This is a genomic window from Nocardia sp. NPDC055050 (assembly GCF_053608345.1).
Genome location: NZ_JBSGVG010000027.1, coordinates 41040 through 65303 on the forward strand (window position 1 = coordinate 41040; position 24264 = coordinate 65303).

Sequence of the window (24264 nt, forward strand, 5' to 3'; positions counted from 1 at the left end):
GGCGCACTCACTGGGGCGCGACGGAGCCGGCGGGCTGGGACTGCTGCCCGTTCACCGCCTGCGGCACCGGCTGCTGCTGGGGCGGCTGGGGCACCGGGGGCTGCTGCGGGGCGGCCTGGCCGTTGGCCTGCGGGGCGACCTGCGGCAGGCCGACCGTCTGGAGCACGCGCTTGATGACGTCCTCGGGCGACACCTCGTCGGCCAGTGCGTCGTACGACAGCACCAGACGGTGACGCAGCACGTCCGGGATGACCTCGACGACGTCCTGCGGAACCACGTAGTCACGGCCACGGATCAGCGCGACCGAGCGCGCCGCGGCGATGATGCCCAGGCTCGCGCGGGGGGACGCGCCGTAGGAGATCCAGCTCGCCACATCCTCCATGCCGAAGTCGGCGGGCGTGCGGGTCGCGGTGATCACGCGGACCACGTAGTCGACGAGCGCGTGGTGCACGAAGACGTTGGCGGCCACCTTCTGCAGGCGGATGATGTCCTCGGGGTCGAGGATCTGGTTCGGTTCGGGCGCGCTCACACCCATCCGGTAGATGATCTCGCGCTCTTCCTCGACCGAGGGGTAGTCGACGACGACCTTGAACAGGAAGCGGTCGCGCTGCGCCTCGGGCAGCGGGTACACGCCCTCGCTCTCGATCGGGTTCTGGGTGGCCATGACCAGGAACGGATCGGGCATCGGGTAGGTCTTGCCGCCGATCGACAGCTTGCGCTCGGCCATCACCTCGAGCAGTGCCGACTGCACCTTGGCGGGCGCGCGGTTGATCTCGTCGGCGAGCACGAAGTTCGCGACGACCGGGCCGAGCTCGGTGTCGAATTCCTCGCGGCCCTGCCGGTAGATGCGGGTACCGATGAGGTCGGTCGGCACCAGGTCCGGGGTGAACTGCACCCGGGAGAACGAGCCGCCGACGACCTTGGCGAAGGTTTCCACCGCAAGAGTCTTCGCGACGCCCGGCACACCTTCGAGCAACACGTGTCCGCGTGCCAGAACGCCCACGAGCAAACGCTCGACGAGCCGGTCCTGACCGACGATAACCCGCTTGACCTCGTAGATCGCCTTCTCGAGAGTCTGGACGTCACGCTCCAGGGTGCTCGGCGTGGCCGTACCGGCGTCCTTCGCCAGCTTCGGCCCGCTCACACCTTCCGTCGAAGTCACCAACATCCCCGCTTTCGCTTTGGTCCTGTGCGTGCGGCACCAACTATTCCATTGAATCGCCCGGTGCGCCGCAACCGGCCAGTACTAGACGGGGATTCGTCATGCTCGTGACGCCGCTCACGCGCAGCGGTGACTGTGGCGCACGCTGCATCGATCGCGGCCCTACCAGCGGCGATGGACACTCAGCCGGTGACGATGCGGACCGCGTACGGCATGATGCCGTCCTCGCGGACCGGGGAAATCTTCACGACATCCCCGGATTCAGGGGCCTCGATCATCTTGCCGTTGCCCAGGTACATCGCCACATGGGCGCTGCCACCGGGACCCCAGAACAGCATGTCGCCGCGCTCGCGGTCCTCGACGTCGACCCGGGTGCCCGCGTTGTACTGATAGCCGCTGTAGTGCGGCAGCGACACGCCGATGCCGGCGAAGGCGTAGAGCATCAGGCCCGAGCAGTCGAAGCCGACCTTGTTGAAGTCACCGTGGGCGTCGCCGGTGCCGCCGTCGCGGATGCCGAGGGTAGGACCGTCTTCGTCGCCGCCGCCCCAGGCATAGGTGACGCCGAGTTGCGACATCGCGCGGTCGACCACCGTTTCGATCGCGGCCGAACCGGTGACCTGCGGTTGCGAGGGTCGCGGTTTGGTTCGGCGCGGGGAGGCCGGGGTCGACTCGAGGTCGGCGTGCGGGCGCTGGCCCTCGTTGAGCTGGGCGGCGCGGTCGCGGGCGGCTTTGTCCGCGGCGGCGCGCGAGGCGGCGGCGTTGGCGGCGGCCAGCAGGGCCATCACCTCGGCTTCGCGTTGGTCGTCCCAGGCCAGGAAGATCTCGCGCTGGCTCTGCAGCCCGGCGACGGTCGAGCGGGCGACGTCGAGAGCGGACTGTGCCGCGCTGCGGTCGCGACGCAGGGTGTCGCGAGCCACGGCCTGGGTGTCGAATTCGGACTTCGCGATGTTCACCGCGGCTTGGGCGGCGTCGCGCTTCTGCTCAGCCCCGGCGGCAGCGTTGTCGGCGTCGGTCTTGGCCTGCCGCGCGGCGGAGTTCTGGTTGGCCTGGGCGACCTGGGCGCGGCGCAAGCCGTCCAGGACCTGCCGCTGGTTCTTCGACACCATGCCGAGCACCTGCGCGCGATCCATCGCGGCATCGGGGGTGGAGGAGGCGAGGTAGGTGACGACCGAACTGTTGGCGGGGCGCACGTACGCCTGAGTGGCGACCTGATCGAAATCCTGGCGTGCCGCACCGACTTTCACGCCCGCGTCGGCCAGCTGGGTCTGGCTGTCGGTGACGGCGGCCGCGGCGGCGTCGGCGGCGTCGCGCGCGGTCTGCAGGTCCACGAGTGCCTGGTTGACCGCTTCCCGTTTGCCCGCGAGCTGGTCGTCGAGTTCGCGTAACTGCTGATCGGCCGCGGCGACACGATTGATCAGTACACCGATCTCGGTGACCCGCGCGTCGACCTGGGCGCCTGCCCCGGCGATCTCACCGTCGGACGGATTGGGTGGAGGGGGTGGCACAGCAGCGACCGGTCCCGCGGCGAGCAGCACTGCCACCACCGCCAGCAAACCGATCGCTATTCGTAATAGACCTGGTTCGTCCTGCCTGCCCGCACTGCGCACGGCACCTCCGAGTATCTCGACTCGACATACGCCACCGGCGCATCAGTCGAAACACCGACCACAAGAGTCGACCAATGCCCCCTGTACCACTGCATTCACGATCGCGTTCATCGCAACCGTACGACACATAGTTCACAAAGGAAACATCCGTCACAGTGGGGCGCGGCATCAATTCACAGATTGCTCAGAATTAGCCTGACGAAAGACAGTTTTCTACCGCAGAAAACAAACCGTTGGTCTGGAAATGTGACTGCAGTGAAACCAGTTAGTTGGTGGAACCCGCATCGACGCGCGAGGACGTGGGGGCTGCCGGTGCGTCCGCATCGGGACCGCGGCGGACCTTCACCAGGTACAGCCCGGCGATCACGAGCGCCATCAGGGTCAGCAACACCGTGGTGATGACGCCCCAAGAAACGCCCTCCGGCTGCTCGAGCCGGTCGACGAAGGCCTGCACGGCCTCTTCGGGGTGATTGCCCTTGTACTTGGCCGCATCCTCGGCCCATTCGAGCCGCACCCGGCTGATGGTGTCGCTGTAGGTGCCCAGCCAGTCGTCGCTGAACACGGCGACAGTGCCGTGGGCGTTCTCGCCGACCTCGGTGGCCAGGTCACGTAGGCTCGAGTCGTGGCCGGGATTACCGGGAACGATGACGACGCTGAGCGGGATCCCCTCGGATCGCGCCTGCGCGACGATCGCCGCCAGTTTCTCCTGATCCTGACCCTTGGGGGCCGCGACGTGATTGTCGGCGAGGTCGGACGCGACGCTGCTCAGCACGGTGTTCGGCGGCAGTTCGGCCGCCATCGGCGCAAAAGTGGTCATGTTCCATCCGGTCTGTCGAGCCACGATCGCCGGTGTCGCGACGGGCGTCCAACACTGCCAAGGTGAGCGTCACTGCGTCTTCCCCGACTTCGCTCGTCAGGCACAGTACGCGACTCGGCGCCCGGCTACGCCTGCGCGGCACCACCCACGGCCCCCGCGTATTTCATAGGACAAGCGTACTGTTAGGATCGTACGGCGAGGAATCAGGCATCTCACGGTGCCGGATACCCCCTCCGAAGACGCGAGTCGCCGGCACAGCCCCGCCGGCGGCACACCCTCACACATGAGTGGAGCTGACGTGACGAAGATTGATACCTTCGGCGCCAAGGGCACGCTCGAGGTCGGAAGCAACTCCTACGAGATCTTCCGTCTCTCGGCTGTTCCCGGCACCGAGAAGCTGCCCTACGCCCTGAAGGTGCTGGCAGAGAACCTGCTGCGCACCGAGGACGGCGCCAACATCACCGCCGATCACATCCGCGAGATCGCGAACTGGGACCCCTCGGCGCAGCCGAGCGTCGAGATCCAGTTCACCCCCGCGCGCGTGATCATGCAGGACTTCACCGGCGTGCCCTGCATCGTCGACCTGGCCACCATGCGTGAGGCCGTCACCGTCCTCGGTGGCGACCCGAGCAAGGTCAACCCGCTCTCGCCCGCCGACATGGTCATCGACCACTCGGTGATCCTGGACGTCTTCGGCCGCGCCGACGCGCTGGAGCGCAACGTCGACCTCGAGTACGAGCGCAACGGCGAGCGTTACCAGTTCCTGCGCTGGGGCCAGGGCGCCTTCGACGACTTCAAGGTCGTCCCCCCGGGCGTCGGCATCGTCCACCAGGTCAACATCGAGTACCTGGCCCCGACCGTCATGGTTCGCAACGGTCAGGCCTACCCCGACACCTGTGTCGGCACCGACTCCCACACCACCATGGTCAACGGCCTCGGCGTGCTGGGCTGGGGCGTGGGCGGCATCGAGGCCGAGGCAGCGATGCTCGGCCAGCCGGTCTCCATGCTGATCCCGCGCGTCGTCGGCTTCAAGCTGACCGGTGAGATCGTGCCCGGCGTGACCGCCACCGACGTGGTGCTCACCGTCACCGACATGCTGCGCAAGCACGGCGTGGTCGGCAAGTTCGTCGAGTTCTACGGCGCCGGCGTGTCCGAGGTGCCCCTCGCGAACCGCGCCACCCTGGGCAACATGAGCCCGGAGTTCGGTTCCACCGCGGCGATCTTCCCGATCGACGAGGAGACCATCAACTACCTGCGCCTGACCGGCCGCACCGACGAGCAGCTCGCGCTCGTCGAGGCGTACGCCAAGGAACAGGGCATGTGGCACGACGCCGACAACGAGCCCGCGTACTCGGAGTACCTGGAGCTGGACCTGGGCACCGTCGTACCCTCCATCGCGGGCCCGAAGCGCCCGCAGGACCGCATCCTGCTCAGCGAGTCGAAGTCGGCGTTCCGCTCCGACATCGGCGACTACGTCACCGGTGACTTCACCGCGCTCGACGAAGGCGTCGACGAGACCTTCCCGGCCTCGGATCCGGTCTCGGTGTCGGCCTCCTCGGCCAACGACAGCTACACCCCCGCCCACTCGGCCGCCAACGGCGCCGCGGGTCGCCCGTCCAAGCCGGTGCAGGTGCGCTCCCAGGAGCGCGGCGACTTCGTCCTCGATCACGGCGCCGTCGTGGTCGCGGGCATCACCTCCTGCACCAACACCTCCAACCCGTCGGTCATGCTGGGCGCCGCCCTGCTCGCCCGCAACGCGGTGGAGAAGGGCCTGTCGACCAAGCCGTGGGTGAAGACCAACATGGCGCCGGGCTCGCAGGTCGTCTCCGACTACTACGAGAAGGCCGGTCTGTGGCCCTACCTCGAGAAGCTCGGCTTCTTCGTCGGTGGCTACGGCTGCACCACCTGCATCGGCAACACCGGTCCGCTGCCCGAGGAGATCTCGGCCGCGATCAACGACAACGACCTCTCGGTCACCGCGGTGCTCTCGGGTAACCGCAACTTCGAGGGCCGCATCTCCCCCGACGTGAAGATGAACTACCTGGCCTCCCCGCCGCTGGTCATCGCCTACGCGCTCGCGGGCACGATGGACTTCGACTTCGAGACCGACGCGCTGGGCACCGACACCGAGGGCAACGAGGTGTTCCTGAAGGACATCTGGCCGTCGCCGCAGGAAATCGACGACACCATCAAGTCCTCGATCAGCCAGGACATGTTCCGCAACTCCTACGCCACCGTCTTCGACGGTGACCAGCGTTGGCAGGGCCTGGCCACCCCGGAGGGCGACACCTTCGAGTGGGACGAGAAGTCGACCTACGTGCGCAAGGCGCCGTACTTCGACGGCATGTCGATGGACCCGTCCCCCGTCACCGACATCTCCGGCGCTCGCGTGCTGGCGCTGCTGGGCGACTCGGTCACCACCGACCACATCTCCCCGGCGGGCCCGATCAAGCCCGGCACTCCGGCCGCGCAGTACCTCGACGCCAACGGTGTGGCCCGCAAGGACTACAACTCGCTGGGCTCGCGTCGCGGTAACCACGAGGTCATGATCCGTGGCACCTTCGCCAACATCCGGCTGCGCAACCAGCTGCTCGACGATGTCTCGGGTGGTTACACCCGCGACTTCACCCAGGACGGTGGCCCGCAGGCGTTCATCTACGACGCCTCGCAGAACTACCAGGCCGCGGGCATCCCGCTGGTCGTGCTCGGCGGCAAGGAATACGGTTCGGGCTCCTCGCGTGACTGGGCCGCCAAGGGCACCAGCCTGCTGGGCGTGAAGGCCGTCATCACCGAGTCGTTCGAGCGCATCCACCGCTCCAACCTGATCGGCATGGGCGTTGTGCCGCTGCAGTTCCCGGCCGGGCAGTCCGCCGCGTCGCTGGGCCTGACCGGCACCGAGACCTTCGACATCGCGGGCATCACCGCCCTCAACGAGGGTGTCACCCCCAAGACCGTCAAGGTCACCGCCACCGCGGAAGACGGCAAGGTCACCGAGTTCGACGCGGTCGTGCGCATCGACACCCCCGGTGAGGCCGACTACTACCGCAACGGCGGCATCCTGCAGTACGTGCTGCGCAACATGATCCGCGGCTAACTGCTCGATCCGGTGGCGTGACATCGTGAGATGTTGCGCCACAAGGGCATTCGTGTGCCCGTGAATAATGCGACAGCCCCCGTCTCGGTTCGCCGGGGCGGGGGTCCGTGTATCCGCTAGCTGGAGGAATCATGCCCAAGGTCAGCGACGACCACCTCGCCGCGCGCCGCAGCCAGATCCTCGACGGTGCACGGCGCTGTTTCGCCGAATACGGCTACGACGGCGCCACCGTGCGCCGCTTGGAGGAGGCCATCGGCCTGTCCCGCGGTGCGATCTTCCACCATTTCCGTGACAAGGACGCTCTCTTCTTCGCCCTGGCCAAGGACGACGCCGAACGCATGGCCGAAGTCGCCGCCAACCAGGGCATCGTCCAGGTGATGCGCGATATGCTCGCCCGCCCGGAGGAATTCAACTGGCTGGGCACCCGCCTCGAGATCGCGCGCCGAGTCCGCACCGACCCCGAATTCCGCGCGGGCTGGACCCAGCGTTCGGCCGAACTTACCGCCGCGACGCTCGCCCGCCTGGAGCGTCGCAAGGCCGCCGGAGCCCTGCGCGACGACGTCCCCACCGACGTCCTGCTCGGCTACCTCGACCTGGTCCTCGACGGCCTCATCGCCCGCATCGCTTCGGGCCACACCAACGAAAACCTTTCCGCCGTACTGGATCTCGTCGAAGCCTCGGTGCGGCGCAAGGAATCCTGAGTTAGGCTCGGCGTGGCCATGGAGTAGTTCAGCAGGTAGAACGCCGACTCCACAGGACGGATGTCGCGGGTTCGATTCCCGCCTCCATGGCCACCGAACTTTCCCCGATTGCGCACGGCGGGATCACCACGGGGCGCCCTTTCCCCGGCCGGGATCGGCGGGTCAGCTCGCCCAGCCATCGAGCAGGGTTCGCGAGATCCGGTCCAGGGCGCCACGATCCGCGGGCGTCAACACCGACAGCATCGCCGTCTCGTTCTCGGTGTGCGCCACGACCACCGTGTCGACCAGCACCCGCCCCTCCTCGGTGAGCGCCACCCGCACGGCGCGACGATCCTCGCGGTCGGCGATGCGGCGGACCAGGCCCGCCGCTTCGAGCCGGTCGATGCGGCCGGTCATCCCCGCGCGCGACAGCATCAGAGTGTCGGCGAGCACCGACGGGTTGAGCTCGAAGGGCGAGCCCGAACGACGCAGTGCCGCAAGCACATCGAACTCACCGCGCTGCAAACCGTGTGCGGCGAAGACGTTTTCGATCCGAGCCATGGCGATGTTCATCAGCCTGCCGAGCCTGCCGAAGACCGCCATCGCCTCGAGTTCCAGTTCGGGTCGCTCCCGCTGCCACTGCGCCGTGATCGCATCCACCACGTCCGGTTCGCGTTCATCCATGGACACGATTCTATTCGCTGGGATATAGTTCGGTAGCGAATTATCAACCGACGAACGGAATGGTCATGACGAACACCCGCGACATCGCCCTCTGCCTTCCCGAGGATGCCGAGACACTGGGCACCGAGAACGTGCGGATGCGCCTGCTCACCGACGCGAACGCCAGCGACGGCGCGGTGAGCACCCTCGAGGTCACCATGGCGCGGGGTGCCGACGGCGCCGCTCCGCACTTCCACACCCGTTCCGACGAGCTGTTCTATGTCGCCGACGGCGAACTCCAGGTCATGGCGGGCGATCGCATCCTCACCGTCGGCGCGGGCGGCTCGCTGGTCGTCCCACGGCAGATGCCGCACGCCTTCGGCGCCACCCCGGACAGCGGCGCGCGCATCCTCATCGCCCTGATGCCCGGCGTCGAACGCTTCGAGTACTTCCGCCTGCTCGATCGGCTCATCCACGGCACGGCGACCCATGAGGAATTCGTCGCCGCCCAGGAGGAATTCGACAACCACTTCGTCGACGCGCCCGCGTGGTGGGACGAGCGCAACGCCCACCGGGTTTGAGCCGTGGCGCAGAACGCGGCCCTTGCCGCCGTACCGGGCCTGATCGAGGCCTCGGCACGGCGGCAGGACACTGATCTACGCCGTCAGCATCTCCGTCAGATGATCGGCGATCGCAACAACGGTCGGCTGCTGCCAGAAGACGGTGGCCTGCAACTTGTGGCCGAACCGCTTCTCGAGCTTCTTGCGAATGGTCACCGTCATCACCGAATCGAGTCCCTGTTCCAGCAGCGGACGGCGCGGATTCAGATCCGCCGGATCGGGCAAGCGCATCTCGGCGGCGATCGTGCCCGACACCTCCGCCGCGATCAGCTCCCGCACCTGCTCGGTGGTCAGGTTCTCCAGCGACAGCACCGGACCGGACAGCGCCGAGCCTGCCGCTGAATCGTCCTCGACCGGACGGTCGATGACCGGATACTCCATTCCGCTGACCCGGGCGATCACCGTGCCGTCCGTCGACGCGACCAGCCCGTCCACGACATCGGTGCGCTTCGGATCCAGGGCCACCTCGATGATCACCTCGTCGGCCGGCTCACCGGCACAGCGCACGTCATCGATCTGGACCACCATCCGCAGGACCGGTTCGCCGCCGAACGCGGCGGGCGCGATCGACATCACCGCATCGAGTACCGGTGCCCAGGTGGCGCTGCCGCCTGCCGCGACGCGCACTCGCGCGCGCACCACGTCGGCGCCGAAGAGCAATTCCTCGACACGCCACTCGAACCCGGTTTCGGGCACCCCGACCGCGGCCAGTCGCTGGTGGACCACGCCCGGTTCGACCGGGAACATCCGGCGCGCCGCCGGGTCGTCCAGGGCCGTGGGCAGCGGCACCCCGGCTGCGACCGGCACCGAGGATGCCTCGGCGTGGATCAGCCAGGCGGCTTCCTGCTCGGGGTCCTCACCCGGTGTCCGCGAAGCGATCCGCAGCAGCCCACGATCCGGATCGTGCACGACCTGCACCTCACGCTCACCGTCGGTCAGCAGGGGATGGCGCATCGCCACCCCGGCGAGCTCGATCGCGGCGTCACCGAGCACACCGGCCTGCCGGAAGGTCTCGACCAGCACGGCGGCGGGGACGATCTCGGCGCCGTTGAGCGCGTGGCTACCCGGATAGGGGCGGTTCTCGTCCACCAGCACCGTGTTCCAGATCCGCAGATCGCTGCCCGCGACGGTGCTCGGGGTGCCGAGCAACGTGTGCGAGGTCGCGGCGTGCCCCTGGCCGGGGACCCGACCGGCCACCGAGGGGGCGTGCCACAGCCGACGTCCCTGCCACGCGTAGCCGGGCAGATCCGCCTGCGCCGCGGGTGGCTGCAGGCGGTCCAGGTCGACGAGCAGTCCCCGGCAGTGCACGGTGCCGAGCGCGGCCAGGAAGGCCGGTTGCTCCGGCACGTCGCGACGCAGGGTCGTGCCGACGAACGCGTCGTCGATTCCGCTCTCGCCGAGCGTTTCCCGAATCGAGTGGGCGACGACCGGGTGCGGCGAGATCTCGAGGAAGTCGCGGAATCCGTCGGCCAGCGCGGCCTCGACGGCGCCCGCCAGCCGCACGGGATTTCGCAGGTTCGCGACCCAGTACTCGGCGTCGGCTGCCGGTTCGGCACGCGCGTCGAGCAGCGCGGTCGAGTACATCCGCACCGAATGCGGGCGGTAGTCCAGGTCGGCGCCCGCCGCCGCGAGCTCGGCGAGCAGCGGGTCCATGTGCGGACTGTGGAACGCCACATCGGAGGCGACGCGGCGCACCCCGATCCCGTCGTCGGGCCACTGCGCGAGCACCTCCTCGATCGCACTCGGGTCACCGGAGAGCACACTCGATACTGTCGACGACGCGATCGCGGCGACAAGATCTGTTCTGCCGCCGAGCTTTTCGTCGGCATCCCGCAACGACATCGTCACCATCGCCATCGCGCCGTTGCCCGCGACCCGGCGCAGCAGGATCGAGCGCCGGCAGATCAGCCGGGCGCCGTCGGCGAGCGGCAGCGCCCCGCTGGCCACGGCGGCGGCGATCTCACCGACGGAGTGGCCGATGATGGCGTCCGGGGTCACCCCGTACGCTCGCCACATCGCGGCCAGACCCGTCTGCATCACGAAGATCATGGTCTGGATCCGGTCGACGCCGTCGATCTCGTCGTCGATCAGTACCTGTCGCGGCGAGAAGCCGATCTCGGCCAGGAAGATCGGCTCCACCTCGTCGACCACCGCCGCGAACTCGGGCACGGCGAGCAGCTCGCGTCCCATTCCGCGCCACTGTGAACCGTGTCCGGAGAAGACCCACACCAGGCCCTTACCGAATTCGGCGGCCACGGTTCCCGTCACGACGCCGGGGTCCGGCCGTGCGGCGGCCAGTTCCCGCAGTCGTGCGATCAACTCGTGCTCGTCGCGGGCCACCACGGCCGCGTTGTGGTTCAGTCGCGACCGGTGATGGGACAGGGTGCGGCCGACGGCGTCGAGCGACACCGCGCCCGCCCGGTCGCTGACCCACTCCGCGAGCCGATCCGCGTACGCGCGCAGGGCGATATCGGAGGCCGCCGAGAGCGGAAACAGCCGGAGCCCGTCGAGCTCGGTCCGCGGCGGCGCGACCGGTGGCACGGGCGCGGCGGGCGCTTCCTCCAGCACCAGGTGCGCGACGGTGCCGCCGTAGCCGAAGCCCGAGACGCCCGCGCGCCGCGGGCTGCTGCCCTCGGACCACGCGGTGTGCTCGGTGGCGAGCCGAATACCCGAAGTGTCCCAGGGGATCTCCGGATTGAGCTCGGTCGACAGCGGCGTGCGCGGGATCTCGGCGTGCCGCAACGCCAGCACCGTCTTGATCACACTGGCCACGCCCGCGGCCCCCTCGAGGTGGCCGATGTTCGATTTCACCGACCCGATCAGGCAGGGGTCGCCGACCGGACGCACCGATCCGTACACCGAGGCGAGCGCCTCGGCCTCCATCGGGTCGCCCAATCTGGTGCCGGTGCCGTGCGCCTCGACGAAATCGACTGTGGCCGGGTCGATTCCGGCGTTACGGCAGGCCCGCGCCATGACGTGGGCCTGTGCTTCGCCCGACGGCGCCATGATCCCGTTGGTCCGGCCGTCCTGATTCACCGAACTGCCCCGGATGAGCGCGAGCACCTCGTCGCCCGCGCGCTGCGCGCTGTCCAGGCGGCGCAGCACCACGACGCCGCAGCCCTCGCCCCGGCCGTAACCGTCGGCCGAGGCGTCGAAGGCCTTGCTGCGGCCGTCGGGGGCGAGCGCGCCCGCCGCGTCGAGGGTGATCGTCTGGCCGGGGGTGACGATCAGGTTCACCCCGCCCACGATCGCCAGATCGCAATCACCGTTGCGCAGGCTCTGGGCGGCCAGGTGCAGCGCCACCAGCGAGGCCGAGCATGCCGTGTCCACCGCGATGCTCGGTCCGCGCAGATCGAACGAGTGCGACAACCGGTTGGCGACAGCGCAGGTCGCCGCGCCGATGCCGGTCCACGCCTCGATGCTGGCCAGGTCCTCCAGCATCAGCGCACCGTAGTCACCCGTGCAGACGCCGACGAACACACCGGTCTCGCTGCCCGCGAGTTCTCGCGGCGCGATCCCGGCCTGCTCGAGCGCATCCCAGGTGACCTCGAGCAGCAACCGCTGCTGCGGGTCCATCAGCGAGGCCTCACGCGGGGAGATGCCGAAGAATTCCGCGTCGAAGCGCTCGATCTCGTCGAGGAAGCTGCCTCGGGTCACGGTGTTCTGGATGGCGGTCGCGAATTGTGGTGTGCGGTGCCGATATCGCGACCAGCGCTCCGGCGGTATCTCGCCATAGGTGTCGCGCCCGGCCGAGAGCAGTTGCCAGAAGTCGGCGGGGGAACCGACGCCGCCGGGGAAGCGACAGCCGATGCCGATCACCGCCACCGGATCGACCGGGGTGTGGGAGGCGTTGCCGGAGACTGGGTGGGACATAGCGTTCTCGTTCCTGGATGCGACGGACGTGGGATCGGGATGGACGGTCACGCGATCCACCCCGGATCACGCAGAACCTTGATGACCGCGGCCGACAGCAGCACGCCGGGCGCCGAGCCGAACAGCAGCATGTACTGACCGGGCCCGAGTTGACCCGTGGTGATCAGATGCTCGAACGACAGGATCTGGTCGCTGGCCGAGCAGTGGCCGATATCGCGCCCGAATTCCCAGGTCGACATCTCCATGGGCAAACCGAGCGGCACCATGCACCGCTGTTCGGTGGCCTCGCGCGAACAGTTCAGGAACGCGACGCGGGCGATGTCGCCGAGCTCGATGCCCGCGTCGGCCAGCGCCTGGCCGACCACCACCGGGATCTGCTCGCGCACCCGCGCCAGGGCCGCACCCAAGGGCGAATCGGGCGCTGCGGCCACTTTGGCGGTGATTTCCTGCAGCCGGGCGAAGAAGTCGGGCGACTTCCCGAGCGAGACACCGGGCGGGAACATCGGTTCACTGGCCCGGTGGATCTCCTCGGCTTCGGGAATCGAGGTGTGGCACACCGACATCAGCTGGGCGAAGCCGTCGGTCTTGCTCAGCACCACCGCGGAGGCGGCGTCACCGGCGACGAACAGCGCCGACATCTGCCACCGGTCCATCAGCGGGGTGCCGAAATTGTCGGCCGCCACCAACAGCGCGGTCCGCCGGTCGGGATCGGCGCGCAGGTAGTCGAATGCCATCGACAGGCCGGCGAACATGCCGTTGCAACCCTGCCGGATCTCCAACGCCGGGATCGGCCCGACGAGATGACGTTGCAGGTAGGGATGCGGCAGCCAGCCTTCCGGGCCTTGCAGCCAGGTGCTCGCGTACAGCAGCAGATCGAATTCGTCGGCGGCCAGACCGGACCGTTTCACCGCGACTTCCGCGGCGCGCAACGCCATCTCCGGGGCGGGGATCGGACCGGCCACCGCCGCGCCGCCGAGCTCGTGGATCTCCGCGGTCTCGGCGGAGTACAAGCCCTGTGCGACAGCCTGTTCGGTGGTGACGGTCGAGGGGAGGAACGAGCCGAGGGCGGCTATGTAGGTATCGGGTGTTCGCATGAAAATCCTCAAGCAATCGAGTCGGTCTGGTCCTACCGTCCGGTCCAGTGCGGTAGACGTTTCTCGGCGAAGGCCAGCGGGCCCTCGGTCGCGTCGGCCGAGTCGGCGCGGACGCGCTCCCACGGGTAGTCGGCCTCGAAGGCGGCGGGCAGTGGCAGATTCGCCGACAGCGCGGCGGATTCCTTGATCGCGCGAATCGACAGGGGCGCGCAGGCGAGCACGTCGGCGGCCCAGCGGTCGGCGCACGCGTCCAGTTCCGACTCGTCGACCACCTCGTTGACCACCCCGAGCTCGTAGGCCCGGGTGGCCGACATCGGGCGGCCGGTCAGCAGATGTCCCATCGCGACGCGGTAGGGCACCTGCCGGGGCAGCCGGAAGACCCCGCCCGCGCCCGGGATCAGCCCCAGTTTCACCTCGGGGAGCCCGAATCGGGCGTCGGTCGACGCGATCACGATGTCGCAGGCGAGCGCGAGTTCGAAGCCACCGCCGAGCGCGTACCCGGACACCTTCGCGATGATCGGTTTCGCGAAGGAGAAGCGTTCGGTCAGCCGCGGATACCCCGGCTTTCCCGCGCTGCCGAACGAGGACCGGGTCGGGGCGCCGTCGCCGATCCGCTCGGCCAGTTCCGTCAGGTCCTGCCCGACCGAGAACGCCCGCCGCCCCGCCCCGCTCAGCACGACGGCCCAGATGTCGTCGTCGGCTTCGATGTCGTCCCAGATCTCGGCCAGCTCGGCGTGCATGGCGCGATTCATCGCGTTGAGTACCCGCGGCCGGTTGAGTTCCACGGTCGCCAGATGGCCGTACTTGCGGTACTCGACGGTGCTCGACGGCGCCACGGTGGTCATCGCGGCGCCTTGCGATCGAACCGCTCGGTCTTGGCCATGACGTCCGGGGAGTACAGCCGCAACGCCTGGTGCAGCGCGAATTCCGCCAGATAGCGGCGGAACACGTCCTGTGGTTCCTCGGCGACGACCAGCATGTGCTTGTTGGCGACCACGGCGGGCGAGGCGAGTCTGGCGGCGGCCTTGCCGATTTCGAGGTCCATGTCGGCCGGTTCGGCGACGGTGTCGATCAGCGACCGCGCCTCCGGTTCGGTCGCCCAGATCTTGCGACCCCACAGGATCACCTCCCGCGAGAGCCGGAAGTTCGCCGATCGTCCCAGGCGCAGGTTCGCGACGCCCGGGATGATGCCCTCCTGCGCGGCGGGCAGGCTGACGTAGCTGTCGGTCGCCGCGATGACCCGATCGAAGACCATGAGCAGCTGTGCTCCGCCCCCGATCGCGAACGAATCGACGGCCGCGACCCAGGGTTTGGTGACCGGGACGGCGGGCCAGCGCGCCGCGTCCTCGGTGTGTCCGCGCAGGATCTTCGCGATGTAGCCGGTCTCGCGTCCGAGCAGGAAGTCGAGGAAGGAGATCTTGCCCTGGTGCAGGTGGGCGAGATTGATGCCCGCGCTGAAGACTCGGCGACCGCGATAGCGCGGATGGTCCATCACGCCGCCGCGGACCACGCCGACCCGGGTCTCGGGGTCGAGCAGTACCAGGTCGACCGCGGTTTCCATATCGGCGACGTGCTGGTTGTCCTCGGCGTTGAGGCACTCGGTGTTGGTGATCGTGATCGTCGAGGTGCTGCCGCTGCGCTCGAGGCGCGCGGCAGGCAGTGTGATCGAGCCGGTGGCGCGGAAGTCGGCGAGCAGGTCGAGGGCGGCCTCGGTGGGCGCGCGCATCGCGTCGAGCAGGTGATTGCCGAGGACCGGGTCCGCGAACACGGCCTGGAAGAAGATGCCCTGATCGATCTCCCAGCCCTCTTTCGCCGGCTGCGCCACCGCGGCGTCGGCATGCACCTGCGCGGTGCTCGGGAGCAGGCCGGGATACAGCACAGTCACGGCCGCGGCGAGCGCGCTCAGCCGAAGACCTCGCCGCAGGTCATCGGTGGCCGTTCCGTAGACGACAGCGAGGTGCCGTCGCAGGAACTGCCGACGCAGGCGGCGCAGCACGTGGTGCGCGGCCGCGGCCGCGGCGGCCGCCGTCTCGTCCCGGTCGGGAACCGGTCCGAGCGACTCCAGCAAGGCGGCGTGTTCGGTTGCCGCAGCGCGTAATTCGGCCATGTCGTAGTCGAGCTGACCCACGATCGTGCGCGGGGTGATGACGATGGTCACGATGCCGCCCGTTCACGTCGCAGCGCGCGGTCCGAGGCGGCCAGATGCGCGCCGAGCGCGTCTTCGAACCGGGTGCTCGGCGCGTCGAGCAGCAGCCTGCGCCGGATCGCGATCTCGATTCCCGAGACCGCGCCGAACAGCGCGGCGCCCGCGGCGATCGAGTCGGCGTCGGCGCCGGGTTCGATCACGGCGTCCACCAGGCCACAGTCTCTGGCCCGCTCGGCCGACAGCGCCCTGCCGAGTACCGCCAATTCCCGGGCCGGACCACCGCCGGCCTGACCGGCCAGCCGGTAGACCGCCATCGCGGGCCACACCCCGCCGTCACTCGCCGCCAGCTCGAAGACCGTGCCCGCCGCCATGATCCGGTAGTCGGCCACGAGCAGGAGCTCCGCGGCTGGCCCGTACGCGTCACCGTCGACGAGGGCGATGACCGGCGCGGGGACCTGTTCGAGGCGGCGCAGCGCGCCTTCCCATTTGTTCACGTCGCCGACGCTGACCGGGCCCGGCCAGGCGAATCGCGCACCCGGTGCCGCACCGCCGATGCGCAGGACCACCGCGCACTCTCCCCCGGCCGCCGACGCGTCCTCGGCCCGCACCGCTGCCGCGAGCACGCTCGCGGTCAGTTCCGGTGCGAGCGCACCGTCGGCTGCCACTTCGGTGGTGATCATCTCAGTCACGAATTGCCTTTCCACAGGATGGTTTTCGCCCTTCGGCGCTCAGAACCGCAGCAGCGCGGTCTCGATCTGCGATCCCGGACCCATCGTCATGAGGACGCAGTAGTCGCCGGGCGCGACGCGCCCCTCGGCCAGCAGCCGCTCATAGGAGAACAGAAACGATCCGCTGGACAGATTCCCGAAATCGCGCATGACGCTCACGGTGTGGCGCAGGTCGTGCGTGGTCAGACCGAGGTTGATCTTCACCGCGTCGATCACCTTCTTGCCGCCGGAGTGCACGATCCACTGGGCGATGTCCTTGCGCCGGAGCCCGGCGTCGCCGAGTAGTTCGTCGACGACCCGCTCGACGTGGGCGCCGACCTCGTAGGGAACCTCTTTGTCGAGATAGAAGCTGAACTTGCCGGCATCGTCGTCCCAGTCGTAGCGCATCGCGTCCACCGCCCGCGTGATCATGTAGCTGGCGCGCCCGATCAGTTGTGGCGCACCGGATCGCGTGTCCGTGCCGGCGCCTACGTAGGATTCGCCGGTGCTGATCGCGAGGGCGGCGGCGCCGTCGCCGAACAGGCTGTTCACCACGGCGGTCCGCATCGTTCCGTCGAAAACGTAAGCCGCCGAACATGCTTCGGAGCAGGCGAGGACCGCCAGCCTGCCCGGGTTGGCGGCCGACCAGGAGGCCACCGCGGTCAGGCCGTTGAGCCCCGCGTTGCACCCCATCCCGACGACGTCGAGGCGCCCGGTGCTCGGCGCGAGACCGAGCTCGTTGATCAGCAGGGCGCTGAACCCCGGGGTGAGAAACCCGGTTGTCGTTACCGCCACCAGGTAATCCACGTCCTGCGGCTGTCTGCCGATCTCGGCCAGGCATCGCCGAATCGCCGCCGCACCGGTGTCCACGCCGTGCCGTCGATGCTTGCGCAGCAGGTCACCTTGCGACTCGGACCGGAACTGTCCCGCGTCGTCGACCGGCGGCAGGGTGAGATAGCGGTGCTCGATCCCGCCATTGAGGAAGACACCGCGGATCTTCGGGTCGTCGATGGCCAGCAGATCGACCAGCTCGCGCTGGCTGTACCGCGTGGGCGGATTCGCCGACGCCACCCCGAGCAGGCGCGGTGTCGTCGATGTGGTACCGGATTCGGTGTCGCGATCGGCGCCGTGCACGCGTCGCGCGAACAGATGCTCGATGGTTGTCATGATCGAGGTCCAATCTTGTGCGATAGACACCGCAAAGCCGCGAATGACGGCCTATCGCAGTTGCAGTCGAGCGAGAAACAACAGTGCTTGAAGCACGCATCGACGGTGATGTGCGCGTGGTGTGGCGGCGATCGCCCGAACCTGCCCCCGCAAGGTCCCGGTCCCGGTATCTATGCCCCCGCGACCCGATGTTCAGCCCAAACCTACTGTCGCCCAATGGATTTCACCAGGCCCCAATTTCTTGGGGGATGAATTCGTTACCAGGTGACCGCCGCCCCGATGCATGGCCGATTCCCACAATCCCGCACGGTCTCGAACCACGGCTAGAGATAGATGTGGACATTCGTCGATGACGAATGTCATCGGTGAACGTCTACATTGGTTTCTGGTGGGCGGTCGCGGCTCGCGGAACAGTCATGGGGTGGTAGCGGTGATACTGGAACGTGCGCCCTTGTCGAACGCGACCCGGCCCGATCGGACCGGCGCCGCCCTCGGCGTGCTGCGTGGGCTGTCGGCGCGGATTCCCCGCGACGCCGTGGACATCGCCGCGGCGGGCACTGTCGTGGCCGCGCTCGCGCTCGGCACCCTGACGCTGATCGCGACCGTCACCACCGACACCGGGCATCGACCCGACCTCGCCGTGACCGCCGCTCTGCTCGCGGTGAGCCTGTCGCTCTACCTCCGCCACCTCGCCTTCGCTGTCCGCGACGCCGTCCCACCGGCAGCGCCCATCACCTCGGCGCTACTGGCCGTGCTGGTGGTCGGGGCGGCGCCGGTCCTCGGTGTCGCGTGGCTGAACACCGTGCACATCGTGGCGGTGGTCGTCGCGCTGACGCTGCGACCCGTGCTCGCCCTGCCGATCGCGGTGGTGCTGATCGCCGCCGTCGCGCCGTCGGCGGCACTGCTCGGCGCGACCGAGCAGGAGGCGATCTGGTTGCTGGTCACGACCGCGATGCGGGTGGTCGCGGTCTACACGCTGGTCTGGATGGTCGTCGCGTTGCGCCGGCTACGCAGTGCCGGGGCGGCGCTCGCCGAACAGGCCGTCGCCCGCGAACGACTGCGGATCGACCGCACGGTCACCCGAACCGTCCATACCGCACTGGTGGCGATCACCGAGTCCGCCGATCGCGCGGCGAGTTCCGCCGCGCGGAGCGACCATGTGTCGGCGCGCGCCGAACTCGGCGAGCTCGTCGCCACCTCGCGCAGCGGCCTCGCCCAGGCGCGGCAACTGATCCGCAGTGTCCAGCAGACCGACTTTCGCCGTGAGCTCGCTTCCACTACAACACTTCTCGCCGCTGCGGGCGTCGTTGCCCGCATCGACCTGCCCGCCGAAGGGCCACCGGCACAGTACGAGGAACCACTGCGCGCCGAACTGCGCCACCTCCTGGCGCGGCTCCTGCGCGACGGGCCGACCGAACCGGTGCTGATCACTGTTCGCCAGGTGGGGGGTCGCTGGCAGCTCGACTGCGCCATCGAGCCCAGAACCGCCACCACGGCAGGGGAACTCGGATGACCGAGGTGTCGCGCCCGCTCCTCGGACCCTGGCTGGCGACCGCGCAGACCGCGCGGTTCCTCCTGGTCGGGACCACCTGCGCTACCGGTGCGCTGGCGCCCGCACGGGCGACCTTCGCCGGAACCGAGCAGGCAGGCCCGGCCTCGCTGTGGTGGATATTGGCGGTCGCCGTGGTCGCCGTGCACCTGTACCACGCCTTCGGCACGGTCGGCGCGGACCGCGAGCCCGGTAGCGCCGACGACCCTCGCCCGCGGGGCTGGCCCATGACCTTCACGCTGCTGAGTGGTCTCGTGTACCTACCGATGGTCTGGTCACCGACGGCGTGGGGCATCAGCCAGGTGTTCTTCGTCGCCTCGGCCGCACTGCTCGTACGCGGCCTGCCGCGCGTACTCCTCTGCGCGGCCCCGATCGCCGTCACCGCGGTCGGCACGCTGTTCGCCGCCGACCGCATCGCGTCGCGTCACCCGGTGGCGGCCGCCATCGAGGTGGTGGTCGTGTTCACCGCCATCGCCGGGTGCCTCGTCGGCGTGGCCCTGCTGGTCCGCGCCGTGGCCCAACTCGAACGCACCCGCACCGATCTCGCCGAGCAGGCCGCGGGCCGAGAACGCCTTCGGGTCTCGCGCGACCTGCACGATCTCCTCGGGCAGAGCCTGTCGGCCGTCTCGCTCAAGGGCGACCTGGCCGCGGCCTTGCTGCCCAGCGATCCGGGCGCGGCACGATCGGAAATCGACGGCATCGCCGCACTCGCCCGCGAGACCCTGCAGGCGATGCGACGAGTCACCCTCGGCGAGCACACCATCTCCCTGCGCACGGAAGCCGCCGGGGCCACCGCCCTGTTGTCGGCCGCCGGGATCGACACCCACCATCACATCGATCTTCCGCCGCTGGCGCCCGAGGTCGACGACGCGTTCGCGTGGGCCACTCGCGAAGGCATCACCAATGTGCTGCGGCACAGCACCGCCCGCACGTGCTGGATCGAAGCCGGTCGGCGGGACGGCACGCTGTTCTTGGAGATCGTCAACGACGGGGCGCACCGCAAGCCGGGTTCCGGGAACGGCCTGTCCGGACTGGCGGAGCGGACGGCGGCGTTGTCGGGTACCGTGTCGGCGCGACACAGCAAGGACGGCCTGTTTCACTTGCGCGTCGAGATCCCAGGGGGGACATGATGATTCGCGTGCTCGTCGCCGAGGACATGCACATGATCCGGGGCGCGCTGGTGGCGCTGCTTTCCCGCGAGGAAGACATGGACGTGGTATCGGAACTGGACCGTGGCGACCATGTCATCGACGAGATCCTGCGCACGCGCCCGGATGTCGCGTTGCTCGACATCGACATGCCGGGCCTGGACGGACTCAGCGTCGCCAAGCTCATTCACGAACAGGTCCCCGAAACCCAGGTGCTGATCCTGACCGGACTCAGTCAGCCGGGCTACCTGCTGCGCGCCCTGCACGCGCAGGTGCGCGGTTTCGTCGTCAAGGACGCACCGGCGCAGACGCTGGCCGACAGTATCCGCAAGGTCGTCGCCGGCGAGCGGGTGATCGACACCGACCTGGTCGCCGCAGCCCTCGAGACCGGTACCAGTCCGCTCACCACCCGTGAGGCCGATGTGATCCGGGCGGCCGAGACCGGGATCAGCACCGACGAGATCGCCACCACGCTGTTCCTGTCACCGGCGACGGTGCGCAACTACTTGTCGAACGCGATCACCAAGATCGGTGGGCGCAACCGCATCGACGCGATCCGCATCGCCCGCAATGCCGGCTGGCTGTGAGCTCGACCGGTCGCGACAGCACCTGGCCGGGACGCCGGAAAACCCGACGGCACAGTGCCGTCGGGTTTCGGCGCTTCGCTGGTTCAGCGGGCGGCCGCGGTGATGGTCGCGACCACCTCGTCCGGATGTGACACCGGCGACGCGTGCGAGGACTTCACTTCACTGACCTGAGCTTTCGCGCGATCGGCCTGGAAGCGCTGCGCCGCGGGCGGCAGGATCTGATCCTCGGTCGAGATCAGGTACCACGACGGAGTCGACGCCCACGACGGGTCCCCGCTCGGCTCGGCCTGCGCGGCCGCGGAGGTAGGCCGCTGACGCGCGGCGAGCTGCGCCGCGACATCGGCGCTGACGTCCTGAGCGAAGACCTCACCGAACTGTTCGGGTTTCAGCGTGACCTCGGCCCCGGTATCGGTGGGCTTGATCTGCAACGCCGGACCGATCTTGCTGCCCGGGTACTTCGCGGGATCCGAGAGTGCTTGTACCGGTTCGCCTTTCGCCGGGGCGAAGCCCGCGATGAACACTGCGGACTTGACCTCCGGACGGTGCATATTGCTGATCACGGCACCGCCGTAGGAATGCCCGACCAGCACGACCGGCCCGGTGACATTCGCGATCGCCGAGGTGACGGCGGCCGCGTCCGAACTCGGTCCACGCAACGGATTCTCCGGCTGGACCACCTGGTAGCCCTGCGCCCGTAGTTTGCCCGCGACCGTGTCCCAGCTGGAACTGTCGGAGAACGAGCCGTGCACCAGCACGATGGTCGGCTTCGCCACGGCGGCAGCGGCGGTCGTAGTGGGCGCCGGCGCGTCGGCCGATTCGGTGTCGCTGCCGCACGCGGCAGTCGCGAACACCGCGGTCGCGGCCAGCAGTGTCATGACATTTCGGAGCCGGACAAGCTTGTGCATAGCGTTCCATTCTCGTAGGCGTCGGTCTCTCGACTGAGAATCGCAGCCCGCTCCGATGGCAGGTAGATACCGATGTGGACGGCGACCGATGGCAAATGTCACGGTCGCCGTCCACTCGGCAGCACAATCAGCTGACCCCGGGGATCACGGAGGGCCGATATCGCGCAGCTTCTCCACGTATTCCGCGTCGGCACTCGACCTTTCGGCCAGCAGGACATCCACCGCGGGCGGCAGCGCCGGGGGCAGGGCAGGGGTGGTGCGAATATCGAGGACATAGGGCTTGCCGTCCGCGACGGCCCGGAATCCGCGTTCGATCGCGCGCTGCAGCTTGCGGCCGTCGTCGACCACCTTTCCGTCGATGCCGAAGGTCTTGGCGATGTCGACGAAATCCTGCTCGGGTTCGCCCAGGCTCAGGTAGGTCGCCGGATTGGTCGGCCGCCAGCCGTAGACGCGTTCGATCAGCCCGAGCCCGATCACCAGCGACGAATACTGCGCGTCGTTGACGACGATGTACAGCACCGGCAGATCGAATTTGGCGCTGGTCCACCAGGAATTGGTGTGGAACAGCGCCGAACCGTCGCCGATGACATTGACGATGTAGCGCTCCTCCCGCACGGCGAGGGAGAATCCGATCGACGCGGGCAACGAGAATCCCAGCGAACCACCCGAGGTGCAGAAGTAGGCGTCCGGCGAATCGTACTGAACCACCTTCTGCAAGCTGCTGGCGATCGAGAACGCTTCGTTGAGTACGGTGATCGGCCGATCGAGCGTCTTCTGCACTTCCGCCAGCGCGAACGCCACCTGCTGACCGGGAATCGGCACAGGGGCGTCGACGACAGCGGCCTTCGATTCTTCCGAAACCACCGAGTCGACGGTCTCGAGTTCGGCTACCGCCGCCGAATCGAGCAACTGGAATTGATCGGCGTCGGCCGAGAACGCGGCGTCGCGTTGCGCACCGAGCCGCAGAATGTTCGCATTGCGCGCTTGCGCCGACGCGACGTCGAAGTGCGGGCTCGCGGCGATACCGGAAATGATCGGTGGCAGCGTCTTCTTGATGTCACCGAGGACACCGACCTCGGTGAAGTAGTTCTTGCCGATCTGCCACGAATCATTGTGCAGCGCCACCTGAACCAGGTCCGCGGGCAGGATCGGGCCCTTGTCCCAGCGGAAGATCGAGATCTGGGCGTGCGAGTTCACCCCGATCAGGAAGATGGTGTCGTAGCCGCGCAACTGCATGTGGATGCCGTCTTGGATGGGTGCCAGTTCACCCTGCCAGTGCGGCAGGTCGTTCGGATAGTTCATCCGGCTCGCCTGGAACTCCGAGTACACGGCCGCGCCGAGCAGGTTCGCGAGACCTTCGATCTCCGGCCACGCGCCGGCCTCGCCGACGCCGTCGCCGACCAGCAGCACCGGATTGTTCGCGTTGGCGAGAGTCTCGACGGCCGCAGCGATCCCGGCCTCGTCGCCGGTCACCGCGTGCGCGATCCGAGTGGAGCGGGCCGGTTCCTGCAAGGTCGGCTGCTCGATCAGGAAATCCCACGGCACCGAGACGAACACGGGCCGGAACGGCGGCGTGAACAATTCTTTGAACGCACGCTGCATGACGAGCGGAATCTCGTCCGCGCTGCGGATCTCGTGTGCCCACTTCGTGTACTGGCCCGCGGTTCGGACCAGATCCGATCCCAGCAGCGGCTCCTGGATCAGCAGATCGCTGTGCTGCTGGCCGCACAGGACGAGGACCGGAATATTCGAGGTGTACGCGTCGAAAAGGTTTCCGACGATATTGGCGGCGCCAGGGGTGATGTGGACCAGTGCGACGCCGGGCCTGCCCGACGCGCGGGCATAACCCATCGCGGCGCCCATCGCGATGTTCTCGTGCAGGGTCGGGATGTACTCGACACCGTTCTCCGGAATGGTGGTGGCGTCGATCAGCGGGATTTCCTGGGTGCCGGGAACACCGAAGATGTACTCGATGCCGGCGTCGCGAATGTAGTCGAAGATGACATCGCGCCCTAGTTTGGGTGAACTCATTGCAGTCCTGTCATACGGTCGAGATCGGGAGATGTTCTCGGTGCCGGTCGCAGCCTGGCGATGCCCATTTCGCCCTGTTCGGGCAGCAAAAAAGCCCTGACCGAAAGGCCGGGCTGATGGGGTCATCGAGAGTGCGCTGCGAGGGGCCGAGAAGCGGGGGTCACCGGCGTAAGCGCCGTAGAAAGCCCAACCTGGCCGGAACTTCGTTGTCTCACAACCATTTTGAGCACGCGAATGCCCGCTGGCTCAATGATGACCCAGCGCGCGGGCGCCGTCAATGGCAAGCGCGAATCCGATCGAACAACCTGGTAGAGCCCACGCGCGTCGTGAATTTTCCGGTCGGCGCGGCGACGATCGCGATGGGCGTAAGGCCACGGCAGCCATACCGGACCGCTCGGAATGTGTCCGAGATTG

The 24264-nt window shown here is 68.4% G+C and carries 18 protein-coding genes and 1 tRNA gene; 7 read left to right on the forward strand and 12 right to left on the reverse strand.

Features of this window, described 5'->3' with window-relative positions; all coding sequences use genetic code 11:
• Window positions 1-7 precede the first annotated feature (7 nt).
• The 3 genes from moxR1 to ACWGCN_RS24715 form a co-directional block, all read right to left on the reverse strand.
• A complete protein-coding gene (gene moxR1 / locus ACWGCN_RS24705) occupies window positions 8-1168 on the reverse strand; it encodes a chaperone MoxR1 (protein WP_378995282.1) in 1161 nt (386 codons plus the stop codon).
• A 176-nt stretch (window positions 1169-1344) separates the two neighbouring features.
• Window positions 1345-2769 (reverse strand): NlpC/P60 family protein, encoded by a 1425-nt coding sequence (locus ACWGCN_RS24710; protein ID WP_452459747.1) that lies wholly within the window; start codon window positions 2767-2769, stop codon window positions 1345-1347.
• Between the two features lie 265 nt (window positions 2770-3034).
• Window positions 3035-3586: an Rv1476 family membrane protein gene (locus tag ACWGCN_RS24715; RefSeq protein WP_452459746.1), complete on the reverse strand. Its 552-nt coding sequence runs from the start codon at window positions 3584-3586 to the stop codon at window positions 3035-3037.
• A 283-nt stretch (window positions 3587-3869) separates the two neighbouring features.
• Between ACWGCN_RS24715 and acnA the strand changes: the two genes are divergently transcribed.
• The 3 genes from acnA to ACWGCN_RS24730 all read left to right on the forward strand — a co-directional run bounded on the left by acnA (window position 3870) and on the right by ACWGCN_RS24730 (window position 7474).
• Complete coding sequence (gene acnA, locus ACWGCN_RS24720) at window positions 3870-6680, forward strand: aconitate hydratase AcnA (RefSeq protein ID WP_378995286.1); 2811 nt, start codon at window positions 3870-3872, stop codon at window positions 6678-6680.
• A 131-nt stretch (window positions 6681-6811) separates the two neighbouring features.
• On the forward strand, window positions 6812-7381 hold the full coding sequence (locus tag ACWGCN_RS24725) for a TetR/AcrR family transcriptional regulator (protein WP_358072240.1): 570 nt from the start codon (window positions 6812-6814) through the stop codon (window positions 7379-7381).
• A gap of 17 nt (window positions 7382-7398) precedes the next feature.
• A tRNA-OTHER gene (locus ACWGCN_RS24730) sits at window positions 7399-7474 on the forward strand.
• Between the two features lie 69 nt (window positions 7475-7543).
• On the opposite strand, the gene ACWGCN_RS24735 is transcribed toward ACWGCN_RS24730, so the two are convergent.
• The gene (locus ACWGCN_RS24735) at window positions 7544-8044 is read right to left on the reverse strand and encodes a MarR family winged helix-turn-helix transcriptional regulator (protein ID WP_452459745.1); all 501 of its coding nucleotides are present in this window, start codon (window positions 8042-8044) and stop codon (window positions 7544-7546) included.
• 65 nt (window positions 8045-8109) lie between these two features.
• On the opposite strand from ACWGCN_RS24735, the gene ACWGCN_RS24740 reads away from it, so the two are divergent.
• Window positions 8110-8604 (forward strand): cupin domain-containing protein, encoded by a 495-nt coding sequence (locus ACWGCN_RS24740; RefSeq protein ID WP_378995291.1) that lies wholly within the window; start codon window positions 8110-8112, stop codon window positions 8602-8604.
• 75 nt (window positions 8605-8679) lie between these two features.
• On the opposite strand, the gene ACWGCN_RS24745 is transcribed toward ACWGCN_RS24740, so the two are convergent.
• From ACWGCN_RS24745 to dpgA, 6 genes are read right to left on the reverse strand one after another with little or no spacing between them, the layout of a single operon-like run.
• On the reverse strand, window positions 8680-12516 hold the full coding sequence (locus ACWGCN_RS24745) for a type I polyketide synthase (RefSeq protein ID WP_452459291.1): 3837 nt from the start codon (window positions 12514-12516) through the stop codon (window positions 8680-8682).
• A gap of 47 nt (window positions 12517-12563) precedes the next feature.
• Window positions 12564-13610: a ketoacyl-ACP synthase III family protein gene (locus tag ACWGCN_RS24750; RefSeq protein WP_387443038.1), complete on the reverse strand. Its 1047-nt coding sequence runs from the start codon at window positions 13608-13610 to the stop codon at window positions 12564-12566.
• Between the two features lie 32 nt (window positions 13611-13642).
• Window positions 13643-14455, reverse strand: coding sequence for an enoyl-CoA-hydratase DpgD (dpgD, locus tag ACWGCN_RS24755; protein ID WP_452459292.1), 813 nt, complete (start codon window positions 14453-14455; stop codon window positions 13643-13645).
• Entirely contained in the window at window positions 14452-15768 is a 1317-nt protein-coding gene (dpgC, locus tag ACWGCN_RS24760) for a (3,5-dihydroxyphenyl)acetyl-CoA 1,2-dioxygenase DpgC (protein ID WP_452459293.1), read from the reverse strand. Before dpgC ends, dpgD begins: the two co-directional genes overlap by 4 nt.
• The gene (gene dpgB / locus ACWGCN_RS24765; RefSeq protein ID WP_378995349.1) at window positions 15765-16436 is read right to left on the reverse strand and encodes an enoyl-CoA-hydratase DpgB; all 672 of its coding nucleotides are present in this window, start codon (window positions 16434-16436) and stop codon (window positions 15765-15767) included. Before dpgB ends, dpgC begins: the two co-directional genes overlap by 4 nt.
• 48 nt (window positions 16437-16484) lie before the next feature.
• Window positions 16485-17630: a 3,5-dihydroxyphenylacetyl-CoA synthase DpgA gene (gene dpgA / locus ACWGCN_RS24770; protein WP_449965836.1), complete on the reverse strand. Its 1146-nt coding sequence runs from the start codon at window positions 17628-17630 to the stop codon at window positions 16485-16487.
• 451 nt (window positions 17631-18081) lie between these two features.
• On the opposite strand from dpgA, the gene ACWGCN_RS24775 reads away from it, so the two are divergent.
• From ACWGCN_RS24775 to ACWGCN_RS24785, 3 genes are read left to right on the forward strand one after another with little or no spacing between them, the layout of a single operon-like run.
• Window positions 18082-19143, forward strand: coding sequence for a hypothetical protein (locus tag ACWGCN_RS24775; RefSeq protein ID WP_378995304.1), 1062 nt, complete (start codon window positions 18082-18084; stop codon window positions 19141-19143).
• Complete coding sequence (locus tag ACWGCN_RS24780) at window positions 19140-20309, forward strand: sensor histidine kinase (RefSeq protein WP_378995306.1); 1170 nt, start codon at window positions 19140-19142, stop codon at window positions 20307-20309. Before ACWGCN_RS24775 ends, ACWGCN_RS24780 begins: the two co-directional genes overlap by 4 nt.
• The gene (locus tag ACWGCN_RS24785) at window positions 20309-20914 is read left to right on the forward strand and encodes a response regulator (protein ID WP_378995351.1); all 606 of its coding nucleotides are present in this window, start codon (window positions 20309-20311) and stop codon (window positions 20912-20914) included. The genes ACWGCN_RS24780 and ACWGCN_RS24785 overlap by 1 nt, the downstream gene beginning before the upstream one ends.
• Before the next feature lie 83 nt (window positions 20915-20997).
• On the opposite strand, the gene ACWGCN_RS24790 is transcribed toward ACWGCN_RS24785, so the two are convergent.
• Window positions 20998-21819 (reverse strand): alpha/beta hydrolase, encoded by an 822-nt coding sequence (locus ACWGCN_RS24790; protein ID WP_379314671.1) that lies wholly within the window; start codon window positions 21817-21819, stop codon window positions 20998-21000.
• Window positions 21820-21963: 144 nt separating this feature from the next.
• The gene (locus ACWGCN_RS24795; protein WP_452459294.1) at window positions 21964-23976 is read right to left on the reverse strand and encodes a thiamine pyrophosphate-binding protein; all 2013 of its coding nucleotides are present in this window, start codon (window positions 23974-23976) and stop codon (window positions 21964-21966) included.
• Window positions 23977-24264 lie beyond the last annotated feature (288 nt).